A 12,868-nucleotide genomic window follows, 5' to 3' on the forward strand; every position below is an offset into this window, starting at 1 on the left:
TGGCCTGAACGCTGATATACAACTGGCTTACGCCGCCGAGCGGACGATGCGTGCGAATGCGGTTGGCCAGGTGAATAAGCCCCAGCAACGGAAACGGAAACTCCTGCGACGTCATCAGCTGCATTTGTAGCGGAAAGGCCAGCACATGTGGATACGTCGGCGGCAGCAGGCTGCTTTCTTCGAACCCACAGACCTTGTTGTACGCGTCAAGTTTGTCGGTATCGACCGCGATCCAGCTTCGCAAGCCCAGATCCGGTAACTGCGAGCCGGTGACCTTGCGCCTGAGCGCTGCCTGGATGAACAGGTTGGACAGGGGCTGCAGGGAATTGAGGTAGCGCCAGTGAGCCGTCATCATCCATCTCCTTGAACTCGGTGCGGGACCTTAGGCCCCGATCACGTTTTGACCACATACACGTAGAACTTGGCCGCTCACCGCGCCGCTGCCCGGCTGACTGAACCACGCCACTGCTTCGGCAACATCCTGGGGTGAGCCGCCCTGACCCAGTGAACTCATGCGCCGCCCGGCCTCGCGCAAGGTGAACGGCATGTGCGCGGTCATTTTCGTTTCGATGAAGCCCGGCGCAACGGCATTGATGCTGATGCCGCGCGACTTGAGTCCGGGAGCCATGGCCCTGGCAAAGCCGATCAGGCCGGCCTTGCTGGTGGTGTAGTTGGTTTGCCCGCGATTACCGGCAATGCCGCTGATCGACGCCATGAGCACAATCCTGGCGTTATCCTTCAAGGCTCCTGCGTCGAGAAGCACCTGAGTCAACACTTGCGGGGCGTTGAGGTTGACCGCCAGCACCGAGTCCCAGAAATCCTCCGGTATGTTGACCAGCGTCTTGTCGCGTGTGATACCGGCGTTGTGCACCAGTATGTCGACGCCGTCGGGCAGGTGCTCAAGCAACTGGGCCGGAGCATCCGCCGAGCATATATCCAGCGCCAGAGCCTGACCGCCGAGCCTTGAGGCCAATGCTTCCAGTTCGTTTCTGGTCTGCGGCACGTCCAGCAGAATGACGTGCGCGCCGTCACGCGTCAGGGTCTCGGCGATCGAAGCCCCGATGCCACGTGCTGCGCCGGTTACCACAGCCTTGCGCCCGGCCAGCGGGCGAGTCCAGTCCTGCACCTTGCTCGGACAGGCACTGAGGTGCACGAACTGACCGGAAATGAATGCAGCCTTGGGCGTCAGGAAAAAGCGCAAGGCACCTTCCAGTTGATCCTGTGCGTCCTCATCCACTTGCAACAGCTTGACCGTTGCGCCATTGCGCACTTCCTTGGCCAGCGAGCGGCTGAAGCCTTCGATGGCCTGCTGAGTGCTGGCCGCCAGCGGATCGGTGAGGGTCTCGGGGGCTCTGCCGAGGATCACCACATGGGCGCAATGGTCAAGGTTACGCAGCAGCGGCTGAAAGAAGTCGCGAAGTTGCCTGAGTTGCTCGGTGCGCAGGATCTGACTGGCATCAAAGACCACGGCTTTCAGGCGAGGCCCCTGATTGGACACCCAGGTGGTCGCACCGGGCATGTCGCTGCCGAAGCTGTAAAGCGAGTCTGTCAGGCGGCTGGCGAACTGCCGGACCTGATCGCCCAGCGGTCCGGCACTGATCAGCAGGGTGCCCTCGACAGGACGAAGACGCCCGGCCTGCCAGCGCTCCAGGTGGGTGGGAGCAGGCAGACCGACGGCGTTCACCAGTCGCCGACCCATGTCGGAATTGGCGAAATCAATATAGCGATCTGACGGCATGGAACACTCTCCTGAAGTCGGGGTTCAAAGGAATGGACCACGGTGGCATGACGTTTGTTCTTGCGATCGACACGGCTCATCCATTCGCTTGAAGAAAGGGAGTTTTCCATGACGCATCCTCGTCGGGTCGCCATCGTCGGCGGTAACCGCATTCCGTTTGCCCGTTCCAACGGCCCTTATGCCACTGCCAGCAATCAGGACATGCTCACCGCTGCTCTGGAGGGGCTGATCGAGCGCTTCAATCTGCACGGGCTGCGCATGGGCGAAGTGGTGACAGGCGCGGTGCTCAAGCACTCCAGAGATTTCAACCTCACCCGCGAATGCGTGCTCGGCTCGCGACTGTCGGCGCAGACCCCGGCGTACGACATTCAGCAAGCGTGCGGAACCGGTCTGGAAGCCGCGTTGCTGGTGGCCAACAAGATCGCGCTGGGGCAGATCGAATGCGGTATCGCCGGGGGCGTGGACACCACGTCCGATGCGCCGATAGGCGTCAACGAGGGGCTGCGCAAGATTTTGCTGCAGGTCAACCGCAGCAAGACGCCGGTCGAAAAAATCAAGGCCCTGATGCAGTTACGCCCGCATCACCTCAAGCCGGAGCTGCCACGCAACGGCGAGCCGCGCACGGGTTTGTCGATGGGCCAGCATTGCGAACTGATGGCGCAGACCTGGGGCATAGAGCGCAGCGCGCAGGATCAACTGGCGCTTGAGAGCCATCTTAAAATGGCCGCAGCCTGCGCCGAGGGCTGGCAGGATGATTTGATGACGCCGTACCGGGGGCTGATCCGCGACAACAACCTGCGCCCTGACCTGACGATCGAGAAGCTGGCCGGCCTCAAACCCGCGTTCGAGCGCAGCGCCAAAGGTACATTGTCGGCCGGCAATTCGACGCCGCTGACTGACGGTGCATCGGTGGTGTTGCTGGCCAGCGAAGAATGGGCTCGCGAGCGCGGCCTGCCGGTGCTGGCTTACTGGCGCGATGGTGAGGCCGCGGCGGTCGACTTCGTCAACGGCGCAGAAGGGCTGCTGATGGCTCCTGTCTACGCGGTCCCTCGCCTGTTGGCACGCAATGGCCTGAGCCTTCAGGACTTCGATTATTACGAAATCCATGAGGCCTTTGCCGCTCAGGTACTGTGCACGCTCAAGGCCTGGGAAGATACCGATTACTGCAAGACCCGGCTTGGGCTGGACGCGCCGTTGGGGTCGATTGACCGCAGCAAACTGAACGTCAAGGGCAGCTCACTGGCCGCCGGTCATCCGTTTGCCGCGACCGGTGGCCGTATCGTCGCCAACCTGGCCAAACTCCTCGATGCAGCAGGCAGCGGACGTGGACTGATTTCTATCTGCGCAGCTGGCGGGCAGGGCGTTACGGCGATTCTGGAGCGTTAGAGTCAGACGATAGTCAGGTTATCGTTCCTACGCTCCAGCGCAGGAATGCATGTCGTGACGCTCTGCGTCAACGATTCGCGCCACGCCGCCTGTTCAAGGAAGGACGCAGAGCGTCCAGAACGGCATGCCGACGCGGAGCGTCGCACGATAGTCATAGTTGAGGTTATCGTTCCTACGCTCCAGCGCAGGAATGCATTTCGTGACGCTCTGCGTCACAATCTGCGCCGCGCTGTATATTCAAGACTGGAAACAGCGTGCAGGATGATCAATCGGCATTATTGGCCTGTAACGTTGAGGTAAGGCATGGGGCTCATTATAGGGGTATCGGTACTTCTGATCCTGATCGGCACCGTGCTCTATCTGTTCGACAAGGGCTCGCGAACCCGCTGGCTGAGACCCTATATCGGGCTTGCGCTGATCGGTTTGCTGATCGGCGGGATGGGCCTGCTGGTGGGGCTGGTTTCCGATGACATCGAAAGCTATTTTCTGCTGGTTGCCAAATGGGTCATCGCCGTGACCGGTATCATGTTCTGCCTGCGCCTGATCATATTGATCGCCAGGCGCTTCATCGTCAGAAATTGAGCGTGCAACCCGCCCATGCGTGACAGGACAACGTGGAAAATCACTTCAAGTTTCTGACCCTGCCCAAGACATCGGGCGAGGTCGCCAACGTTTTCATTCACGGCTATTCGTCAGGGCATGATCTGGACGACCGGCGCATGTTGGCCAACAGCATTCCCGGTGCCTTGCGCCAGAGTGTGAATATCCTGGCGTTCTGGCCCTCCAGCCATTTCACCCAGATGGACAACCGCTCCCGTGGCCTGCTGATGGCCGCTGCACGTGTGCATCCGCTGGCAGGCGCAGCAGCGCTGGCCGGAGACCGGGTCGTGCATTTTGCGCGTATCCGCAACCGTGCCCGCGACATGGGCAAGGTGTTGCTGGCACAACTGGACCGCTATCTGTTCGAGCATCATCCGGGCGTCAAACAGGTCAATCTGATCGGTCATTCATTGGGCGGTCGGCTTTTGGTCAGCGCGCTCAAGAACCTGGAGCACCCGCCCGAGCATGGGCTGGTGGTGGGTGATGTATTGCTGATGGCAGCGGCGGTGCGCATCAATTCTGCCGAGGCAGAAGTGCTTCAGCAGAGAATCAGCGGGCGGCTGATCAATGCGTACTCGACTGAAGACCACGTGCTGTTGCTGAATCTGGGCGAAAAGAGCCTGGGGCGTACGCCAGTCGAGCACTTCGAGAACGTGCGAATGCCGGGTTACCGCCATAACCATTACTGGAGACGTTTGCAGGAGGTGCTGATTGCAACCCGTTTCAGCGGCTGTGAAGGGCTGGAAACCGGCGTTGCCGTTTTGCCGACAATGACCCGCGACCCAGTCCTGCAGGACATCTGGCTGCACAGCGTTCTGGCCCGCTCGCCGGACTATGTGCTGGAGGCGGCCATCAAACATTTGTGCAGCAGTCGATGGACGCGTCTCAAGGCAAATGAAGCGGATCGCACCTACGCATTCGTGCGCGAATTCCAGTTGGTTGCCGGACACTTTCTGATCAATGCCGCCCGGCGTCGAGGCGTACCGTACACGCGAGTGCTGGGCATGCTGGCGCGGCAGTACGGCCTGAGCGACTCGCTGCACCAGTGCGCAACAGTGGTCGAAGTGGAAGAACTGCTGCTCAGGACGTTTTTTCGGCATGCTTTCAACAAGGCGCACCCTTTGGTGCAAATGCCCCGTGCCAGTGTCAGCGCAATGAGCTGGGACGTATATGCCGCGCATGTCGACGCACTGGCCGAGCGCCTGACCGTTGCGGCGTTTTTCAAACCTGCGCAAACCGAGAACGCGCCCGGCGCGATCAAGGGGCTGCTGGGCGCTATTCGCCAGGCACCGGTGCAGCGTCTCCTGACGCACTTTGGCACTGCGCTCAGGCCGGGTTATTCAGCATTGATCCCGACCGTGGCAATCGTCTTTTACGCGCGCGTCACGCTGGACGATGACGCGCTGATGTAGATCTTGATCAGGCGGCCCGAGCATCTGCCAGTGCGGCCTCCGAAAGCTGCTGGCGATGACGACTGGCGTAGCTCTCGGCGATGATCGAGCAGACGATCAGCTGCATCGGGTGATAGATCATGATGGGTAACAGAATAAGCCCCAGGCCCGGATTGCTGCCGAAGATCAAGGCGGCCATCGGTGCGCCTGCGGCAAGGGACTTCTTGGTGGCGCAGAACACCGCCGCGACCTTGTCGGCATGATCGAACTTGAGCGCTCGCGCTGTGCGCGTGGTCATCAACAGAATCACCGCCAGTAACAATGCGGTGCCGATGAACGCCGTCAGGATCACGCTGTTGCCCTGGCTTTGCCACATGCCGGAGATCATCGAATTGCAGAACGCCGCGTAAACCAGCAGCAGGATGACCAGCTTGTCGATCAGGCTGGTGTATTTCTTGTGCCGCGCGAAAAACTTGCCCAGCAGCGGTCGCAGCAACTGGCCCAAGACCAGCGGCAGCAGAAGCATGGCGCACAGGTCAAGCAGCGTGTCGCCCAGATCGATCCCGCCGGCACCTGTCCCGACCAACAGGCTCACCAGCCAAGGCGTGATGAAAATACCGATGACGCTGGACATGCTGGCGTTGAGAATCGCCGCAGGGACATTGCCGCCTGCGCTGCCAGTCAACGCCACCGAGGAGGAAATGGTCGAGGGCAGGGCGCACAGGTAGAAAAAGCCCAGCATAAGCAATGCAGGCACATGTGACCCCAGCAGCTTGTCGCACACCAGCCAGATCAGCGGGAACACCACGAACGTGAACGTCTGGATCATCACGTGTAGACGCCAGTTGGTCAGCCCTCGCTTGATCTGTTCGCTGGACAGGTTCACGCCATGCAGAAAGAACACCACGAACACGCCGATGTTGATCACGTATTCAGCATGCATGCTGCCGCCACTGGCACCAAAGCGTGGAAAGAAGTAGGCGAGCACCGTCGCCATAACCATGCCCCAGAGGAACCAGTCGGTGGCGACGCGCTTGAAGTGTTTGAGTGCTTGCATGGCTAGTCTGAACAACTTTTGTAAATGGAGATGCGCGCAGGCTACTCTGTTGCTCTACAGCCGTCTTGCGACATAAGGCCATAAGATGCCGACTAACGGACAACTCGATCAGCGTCATCCTGCAGGCGAGCGGCACATCCCCGCATTGTCCGGTCTGCCACGGCCACTGTACGCCCGTGCCGAAAGCCTCAGCGCCGGTTCATGGACGCCGCCCCATCGCCACGACTGGGTGCAGTTTTCCTACGCGATAAGCGGAGTTCTGGGAGTGCACACCGCCGAGGGCAGTTTTTTTGCACCGCCGCAATGGGGTGTCTGGGTGCCCGCCGGGCTTGAGCACGAAGTCGTGACCTCCATGCGTGCCGAAATGCGCAGTCTGTACATCCGCACGGCTGACTCCGGCTGGGCCCCGCAGCGTTGCCGGGTGCTGGAAGTCACGCCGCTGGCCCGTGAACTGATCAAAAGCTTCTGTCTGTTGCCCGTGGACTACCCCGAGCAGGACAGCCATGAAGCGCGGTTGGTGCAGGTTCTCCTGGATCAATTGTCGCAACTGCCGGAAGTCGGATTTTCGCTGCCGTTGCCGCGTCATCCGCGTCTGCTTGCGTTATGCAGCGAATTGATAGAAGAGCCGGGCCGGTTGATTACCCTGCACGACTGGGCGACCCGTCTCGGCACATCCGAGAAAACCCTGATGCGCCTGTTTCAGCGCGAAACCGGCTTGAGCTTTCGTGGCTGGCGTCAGCGGGCACGGTTGTTGTCTTCACTATCTGCACTGGAAGAGGGCACCAGTGTCACTCATACCGCGCTGGCGTGTGGTTATGACTCGACGTCGGCGTTTATCGCTGCGTTCAAAGGGTTGTTCGGTCATACCCCCGGTGATTTGTTCAAGTAACGCCGGATTCTATTGCGCACTAACGGATGCATCTAACAAGGCGTTTTCGGGTTTTACACGTTTTGTCCCGGAATATCTTTTATCGGCCGTACGGCACGAAAGGTGCTTTAAACCGGGGGATTGCGTGGTTTTCGCTTAAAAAACCTTTCAATCCACAGGGCTCTACCCCTACTCGCTGGCGGAGGATTGCCGTATAACGGCAACAATCGCGTATCTGGCAACAAAGGACCCACAATAAAAGCTGATGAAAACTCCTAAACGCATTGAACCCCTGATCGAAGACGGTCTGGTCGACGAGGTGCTGCGCCCGCTCATGAGTGGTAAAGAGGCAGCTGTTTATGTGGTGCGCTGTGGCAATGAGCTGCGGTGTGCCAAGGTTTACAAGGAGGCTAACAAACGCAGTTTCCGTCAGGCGGCCGAGTATCAGGAAGGTCGCAAGGTACGCAACAGCCGACAGGCCCGCGCCATGGCCAAGGGCTCGAAGTTCGGGCGCAAGGAAACGGAGGACGCCTGGCAGAACGCCGAAGTGGCTGCCCTGTTTCGTCTGGCCAGCGCGGGTGTGCGGGTTCCCAAGCCGTACGACTTCCTGGAAGGCGTGCTGCTTATGGAGCTGGTGGCGGATGAATATGGCGATGCAGCGCCGCGGCTGAACGACGTGGTGCTGGAGCCTGATCAGGCACGGGAGTATCACACCTTCCTGATCGAACAGATCGTGCTGATGCTGTGTGCCGGCCTGGTGCACGGTGACCTGTCCGAGTTCAACGTGCTGCTGGCACCGTCCGGTCCGGTCATCATCGACCTGCCGCAAGCGGTCGATGCCGCGGGTAACAACCACGCGTTCAGCATGCTGGAGCGCGACGTGGGCAACATGGCACTGTACTTCGGCCGCTTTGCGCCGGAACTCAGGAAGACCAAATACGCCAAGGAAATGTGGTCGTACTACGAGGCGGGCACCCTGTCGCCAGCCACGGTATTGACCGGTGGGTTCGATGAGCCGGAGGACGAAGCCGATGTGGGTGGCGTACTGCGTGAAATCGAAGCTGCCCGTCTCGACGAAGCCCGCCGCCAGGCTGCTCGTGCCGCAGACGACGCACCACCGGGCAAGTCCAGCGAAGAACCACCGCCGCCGTGGATGCAGTAAAACCTGACTGACTCTTGTGCACTGCTCTGCGCCGCCGTGTGACGCAGAGCGTCACGAACTGCACTCCGACGCTGGAGCGTGCGGAACGATAATCTCAACTATCGTGCGACGCTCTGCGTCGCATGCAGTTCTGGACGCTCTGCGTCCGCTCTTGAGCGGCAGGCACCCCCATCAACAACACCCTCCCGATGCCAGGTCCTTGAGGATCGGGCAGTCCGGGCGGTCGTCGCCGTGGCAGTGTTCTACCAGTTCCTGAAGCGTGTCACGCAAACTCACCAGTTCGTCGATCTTGCGGTTCAGCTCGGCGATGTGCTGACGGGCCAGTGCCTTGACGTCGGCACTGGCCCGTTGGCGGTCCTGCCAGAGGGTCAGCAGTTTGCCGACCTCTTCCAGTGAAAACCCCAGGTCTCTAGAGCGCTTGATGAACGCCAGCGTATGCAGATCGTCCGCACTGTACAGGCGATAACCGCTGTCGCTGCGATGAGCCGCCTTGAGCAGGCCGATGGATTCGTAATAGCGGATCATCTTTGCGCTCAAGCCACTGCTTTTCGCTGCCTGACCGATATTCATGGCCTGTCCTCCAGGTCGCTGGGCTTCCAGGTTTTCAACAACAGCGCGTTACTCACTACGCTGACACTGGACAGCGCCATGGCCGCGCCAGCCAATACCGGGTTGAGGTAGCCCAGCGCCGCCAAAGGAATGCCGATCAGGTTGTAGACGAACGCCCAGAACAGGTTCTGACGGATTTTCGCGTAGGTCCGCCGGCTGATGTCCAGCGCGGCCGGAACCAGTCGCGGGTCGCCGCGCATCAGGGTGATACCCGCTGCATGCATCGCGACATCCGTGCCGCCGCCCATTGCAATACCGACATCCGCTGCGGCCAGCGCCGGAGCGTCGTTGATGCCGTCACCGACCATCGCAACCACATGATGGCTTTTCAGCCGGGTGACGGTGGAGGCCTTGTCGGCAGGCAGCACTTCGGCGTGTACGTCATGTATTCCCAGTGCCCTGGCAACCACCTGAGCGCTGCCGCGGTTATCGCCGGTCAGCAAATGGCTGGTGATGCCGCGTGCATTCAATGCTCTGATAGCCTGGTCCGTTCCAGGCTTGAGGGTGTCACCGAAGGCGAACATGCCGATGACCTTCGGCTCCGGGGCCCGCTCGATCAGCCAAGACAATGTTCGCCCTTCGGCTTCCCAGATACGTGCGGATTCGCTCAACTCGTCCATCGCCAGGCCGCTTTCATCCAGCAGGCGTCGATTGCCCAGCGCCAGTTCACGGCCCTGAACGGTGCCTGCGATGCCCCGGCCACTCAGCACATGGCTGTTTTCTGCTGCATCGGGCCTGAGTTGCCATTCATGACACACATCCAGCACCGCCCTGGCCAAGGGGTGCTCACTGCCGCGTTGCAGCGCGCCTGCCAGGAGCAGCAGGTGTTCTTCATTGCCTTGCACGGCACTCATGTTGGTAATGCGCGGCGTGCCGGAAGTCAGTGTTCCAGTCTTGTCGAATACCACGGCATCGACATCGTGGGCGCGCTCCAGTGCTTCTGCATCCTTGATCAGAATGCCGTAACGCGCCGCCACGCCGGTCCCGGCCATGATTGCTGTGGGTGTCGCAAGGCCAAGAGAGCAGGGGCAGGCGATCACCAGCACAGCGACCGCATTGATCAGCGCCACTTCAAGCGAGGCTCCGGCCAGCAGCCAGCCGCCCAGTGTGAAGAAGGCAATCACCAGCACGGCGGGTACGAACACCTGGCTGACTTTATCCACCAGCTTCTGGATCGGAGCCTTGCCCGCCTGGGCGTCTTCGACCAGACGAATGATGCGCGCCAGAACCGTTTCTGCGCCCAGCGCTGTGGTCCGCACGAGCAGTTGGCCTTCGCCATTGATCGCGCCGCCCGTGACCTTGTCACCCGGTTGCTTGGCCACCGGCAGGCTTTCACCGGTGATCAGCGCTTCATCGGCATGACTGCGGCCATCGACCAGCTCGCCATCCACCGGAAACCGCTCGCCGGGCTTGACCAGCACCTGATCGCCCACCTGCAGCGAGCTGATCGCAACGTCCTGTTCAACACCGTCGGCCACGCGCAGCGCACGCTCCGGACGCAGCGCCTCAAGGGCACGAATGGCACTGGCTGTCTGGCGCTTGGCGCGGCTTTCCAGATACTTGCCCAGCAGTACCAGCGCGATGACTACCGCCGACGCTTCAAAATACAGATGCGGTGTCGTGCCGGGTGCAGCCACCAGCCACTGATAGACGCTCAGGCCATAGCCTGCGCTGGTGCCGATGGCGACCAGCAGGTCCATATTGCCTGCGCCTGCGCGTATGGCTTTCCAGGCAGCCACATAAAAACGCGCGCCCAGTACGAACTGCACGGGTGTAGCCAGCGCGAATTGCACCCAGGCAGGCAGCATCCAGTGCACGCCCAGCGGCGTCAGGAGCATCGGCACGATCAGCGGCAGTGCCAGCACGATGGCCAACAGCAAGACCCAACGTTCGTTGTGCAGGTGACGCGCTTTCTGGTCAGCTTCGGCGCGACGGTCCTGAACCAGCGTCGCGCCATAGCCTGCATGGCTGACGGCATCGATCAGGGTTTGCGGATCGGTGTGGGCTGCGGTGTCGACATGGGCGCGTTCATTGGCCAGGTTGACCGTCACGCTGTTGACCCCCGGCACTTTGGCCAGGGCACGCTCGACCCGACCCGCGCAACTGGCGCAGGTCATGCCGCTGATCGGCAGGTCGAAGGTGGTGGTGTCTTGCATGTGAATCACTCCCTGAGGCTGGATACCTGCAAGGATCAACCTTGCCATACGGGCAAGGTCAAGCGCGAATCAATAGTTGAGATCGGCTTTCTTGAGGTACAGCCCGTTCAGGTCGGTGGCGATACGGTACTTGAGGATATCGCCCGAACGTAGCTGGATCTTCGTGCTGCGCGGCGCTTCCATTCCGGGTTCGCAGCCCACAACGTTGCCGCGCAGGGTGCTCAGTCGTACCGATACTTCCCCGGCCGGCAGGTTGAAGGATACCGAGTCCTCCTGAAACAGCCTCCCGGCCAGACGGTCCTGCACATAGATGCCGATCTCGCAGGAGGTCGCGACTTCCAGGCGCTCTCGGGAAATAATCAGGATGCCGTAGTCCTGAGCTGCCTGAGTGGCGGGTGCGATAGCCAAGAAACCGAGAATGCTGAAGAGGCTCACTGCTGACCAGCGCATCGCTGATACTCCTGATGTAAACGTTGATGAGTCAGCTTGGCTCACGATCAGTCCGAATACCAGCCCGGCAGCGATAACAGAAACTTGACCTTGCCATGATGACAAGGTTGAAGATGTTCGCTGTTCATCAATGAGGGGAGTGACACCATGCAGTTATTCAATGTTCAAGGCATGACCTGCGGACACTGCGTTCGCGCAGTGACCCAGGCGATCAGGAACGATGACCCTGCCGCCGATGTTCAGGTTGAACTGGCCAGCAAGCAGGTGAAAGTGCAAAGCACGCTGTCGCCCGAGCAGATCGTCAGGTTGATCAGCGACGAGGGTTATCAGGCGCAGCAGGCGTGACCGGAACCAGGGAGATCGAAGCGGTCTCCCTGTCTGTAAACTCTGAAAAGTTTTGAATTAATTACCCCGTCCTTCGTTCTGTGCAAGGTAAGCCGGTTAGACTAACCCGTTGCCCTGCATCCGTTAATGGACACCCGATGAATCTACGAACGATCCTTATCCTTGGCTCATTGAGCGCCTTCGGCCCTCTGGCCATTGACTTCTATCTTCCTGGCTTTCCGGCCATGGCCTCATATTTCGGGACCGATGAAAAACATATTCAGCTGACCCTGGCGGCCTACTTTCTTGGGCTTTCCCTGGGACAACTGGCTTACGGTCCTGTGGCTGACCGCTTTGGGCGACGTATTCCGTTGCTGTTCGGCGTGACCCTGTTCATGCTCGCATCGGTGGCCTGCGCCTTTGCGCCGAGCCTCGAATGGCTGATCGGTGCGCGTTTCGTTCAGGCATTGGGCGGCTGCGCCGGGATGGTCCTGTCGCGGGCCATCGTCAGTGACAAATGCAATGCTGTCGAGTCGGCCAAGGTGTTTTCGCAACTGATGCTGGTCATGGGGCTGGCACCGATTCTGGCACCGATGCTCGGCGGAGTGCTGGTCAGCACCTTTGGCTGGCAATCGATCTTCGTCAGCCTGGCGCTTTTCAGTGGTGCCTGCCTGGCGGCGGTTGCGCTGGGTCTGCCGGAAAGCATGCCCGCCAGCACACCTCGTCAACCATTACGCGGCGCGTTGCGCCAGTACGTCAATCTGCTCCAGGACCGCGTTTTCATAGGCCATGCCCTGACAGGCGGCATCGCCATGGCCGGCATGTTCGCTTACGTTGCGGGCTCGCCGTTTGTGTTCATCAAACTGTACGGCGTGCCTGCCGAGCATTACGGCTGGCTGTTCGGGATGAATGCGGCGGGCTTCATTCTGGTCGCGCAGATCAACGCGCGTCTGCTGCGCAAGACGGGACCAGCGTTTTTGCTGTCGCGTACGGTGTGGATCTATCTGGCTGCCGGGCTGGTTTTGCTGGCGATCAGCGGTCTGCGCACCGAAGCGCTGTGACCACTGCTGGTGCCGCTGTTCATTTGCGTGGCAAGCCTTGGGTGCATCATCCCCAATGCCTCGGCC

Annotated in this window: 11 protein-coding genes and 2 pseudogenes; 7 read left to right on the top strand and 6 right to left on the bottom strand. The window is 60.5% G+C overall.

All coding sequences use genetic code 11. The features are described 5' to 3' along the window. Together ALO80_RS00005 and ALO80_RS00010 are read right to left on the bottom strand one after the other, a co-directional pair. A pseudogene (locus ALO80_RS00005) lies at positions 1–352 on the bottom strand (acyl dehydratase); the annotation flags it as partial. A 30-nt stretch (positions 353–382) separates the two neighbouring features. Next, positions 383–1,738 (bottom strand): 3-oxoacyl-ACP reductase, encoded by a 1,356-nt coding sequence (locus ALO80_RS00010; RefSeq protein WP_055007458.1) that lies wholly within the window; start codon positions 1,736–1,738, stop codon positions 383–385. A gap of 108 nt (positions 1,739–1,846) precedes the next feature. Here ALO80_RS00010 and ALO80_RS00015 point away from each other — a divergent pair, with 108 nt between their 5' ends. The 3 genes from ALO80_RS00015 to ALO80_RS00025 all read left to right on the top strand — a co-directional run bounded on the left by ALO80_RS00015 (position 1,847) and on the right by ALO80_RS00025 (position 5,136). Beyond that, on the top strand, positions 1,847–3,124 hold the full coding sequence (locus tag ALO80_RS00015) for an acetyl-CoA C-acetyltransferase (protein ID WP_055007459.1): 1,278 nt from the start codon (positions 1,847–1,849) through the stop codon (positions 3,122–3,124). Positions 3,125–3,427: 303 nt separating this feature from the next. Further along, positions 3,428–3,706, top strand: a complete 279-nt coding sequence (locus ALO80_RS00020; protein ID WP_055007460.1) for a hypothetical protein — start codon at positions 3,428–3,430, stop codon at positions 3,704–3,706. A gap of 32 nt (positions 3,707–3,738) precedes the next feature. Continuing rightward, positions 3,739–5,136: a DUF726 domain-containing protein gene (locus tag ALO80_RS00025; protein ID WP_055007461.1), complete on the top strand. Its 1,398-nt coding sequence runs from the start codon at positions 3,739–3,741 to the stop codon at positions 5,134–5,136. 7 nt (positions 5,137–5,143) lie between these two features. On the opposite strand, the gene ALO80_RS00030 is transcribed toward ALO80_RS00025, so the two are convergent. Further along, entirely contained in the window at positions 5,144–6,172 is a 1,029-nt protein-coding gene (locus tag ALO80_RS00030; RefSeq protein ID WP_055007462.1) for a bile acid:sodium symporter family protein, read from the bottom strand. Between the two features lie 85 nt (positions 6,173–6,257). Here ALO80_RS00030 and ALO80_RS00035 point away from each other — a divergent pair, with 85 nt between their 5' ends. Both ALO80_RS00035 and ALO80_RS00040 read left to right on the top strand, forming a co-directional pair. Next, positions 6,258–7,061, top strand: coding sequence for an AraC family transcriptional regulator (locus tag ALO80_RS00035; RefSeq protein WP_055007463.1), 804 nt, complete (start codon positions 6,258–6,260; stop codon positions 7,059–7,061). A 244-nt stretch (positions 7,062–7,305) separates the two neighbouring features. Next, positions 7,306–8,202, top strand: a complete 897-nt coding sequence (locus tag ALO80_RS00040) for a PA4780 family RIO1-like protein kinase (RefSeq protein WP_055007464.1) — start codon at positions 7,306–7,308, stop codon at positions 8,200–8,202. A 171-nt stretch (positions 8,203–8,373) separates the two neighbouring features. Here the strand turns inward: ALO80_RS00040 and cueR are convergent, their stop codons facing one another. The 3 genes from cueR to ALO80_RS00055 all read right to left on the bottom strand — a co-directional run bounded on the left by cueR (position 8,374) and on the right by ALO80_RS00055 (position 11,417). Continuing rightward, entirely contained in the window at positions 8,374–8,772 is a 399-nt protein-coding gene (gene cueR / locus ALO80_RS00045; protein ID WP_055007465.1) for a Cu(I)-responsive transcriptional regulator, read from the bottom strand. Next, positions 8,769–10,967: a heavy metal translocating P-type ATPase gene (locus tag ALO80_RS00050; protein WP_055007466.1), complete on the bottom strand. Its 2,199-nt coding sequence runs from the start codon at positions 10,965–10,967 to the stop codon at positions 8,769–8,771. The genes cueR and ALO80_RS00050 overlap by 4 nt, the downstream gene beginning before the upstream one ends. Positions 10,968–11,036: 69 nt before the next feature. Further along, positions 11,037–11,417 (bottom strand): hypothetical protein, encoded by a 381-nt coding sequence (locus ALO80_RS00055; RefSeq protein WP_054984957.1) that lies wholly within the window; start codon positions 11,415–11,417, stop codon positions 11,037–11,039. Positions 11,418–11,564: 147 nt separating this feature from the next. Here ALO80_RS00055 and ALO80_RS00060 point away from each other — a divergent pair, with 147 nt between their 5' ends. Together ALO80_RS00060 and ALO80_RS00065 are read left to right on the top strand one after the other, a co-directional pair. Next, on the top strand, positions 11,565–11,762 hold the full coding sequence (locus ALO80_RS00060; RefSeq protein WP_055007467.1) for a heavy-metal-associated domain-containing protein: 198 nt from the start codon (positions 11,565–11,567) through the stop codon (positions 11,760–11,762). A gap of 137 nt (positions 11,763–11,899) precedes the next feature. Beyond that, positions 11,900–12,868, top strand: a pseudogene (locus ALO80_RS00065) (multidrug effflux MFS transporter); the annotation flags it as partial.

The organism is Pseudomonas caricapapayae (assembly GCF_001400735.1).
GTDB classification, from domain to species: Bacteria; Pseudomonadota; Gammaproteobacteria; order Pseudomonadales; family Pseudomonadaceae; genus Aquipseudomonas; species Aquipseudomonas caricapapayae.

Bases quoted from the DNA above. Each gene is read 5' to 3' on its own strand.
- ALO80_RS00020 (WP_055007460.1), top strand. From the start codon at position 3,428: ATGGGGCTCATTATAGGGGTATCGGTACTTCTGATCCTGATCGGCACC.
- ALO80_RS00040 (WP_055007464.1), top strand. From the start codon at position 7,306: ATGAAAACTCCTAAACGCATTGAACCCCTGATCGAAGACGGTCTGGTC.
- ALO80_RS00050 (WP_055007466.1), bottom strand. From the start codon at position 10,967: ATGCAAGACACCACCACCTTCGACCTGCCGATCAGCGGCATGACCTGC.
- ALO80_RS00030 (WP_055007462.1), bottom strand. From the start codon at position 6,172: ATGCAAGCACTCAAACACTTCAAGCGCGTCGCCACCGACTGGTTCCTC.
- cueR (WP_055007465.1), bottom strand. From the start codon at position 8,772: ATGAATATCGGTCAGGCAGCGAAAAGCAGTGGCTTGAGCGCAAAGATG.
- ALO80_RS00010 (WP_055007458.1), bottom strand. From the start codon at position 1,738: ATGCCGTCAGATCGCTATATTGATTTCGCCAATTCCGACATGGGTCGG.
- ALO80_RS00015 (WP_055007459.1), top strand. From the start codon at position 1,847: ATGACGCATCCTCGTCGGGTCGCCATCGTCGGCGGTAACCGCATTCCG.
- ALO80_RS00035 (WP_055007463.1), top strand. From the start codon at position 6,258: ATGCCGACTAACGGACAACTCGATCAGCGTCATCCTGCAGGCGAGCGG.
- ALO80_RS00060 (WP_055007467.1), top strand. From the start codon at position 11,565: ATGCAGTTATTCAATGTTCAAGGCATGACCTGCGGACACTGCGTTCGC.
- ALO80_RS00055 (WP_054984957.1), bottom strand. From the start codon at position 11,417: ATGCGCTGGTCAGCAGTGAGCCTCTTCAGCATTCTCGGTTTCTTGGCT.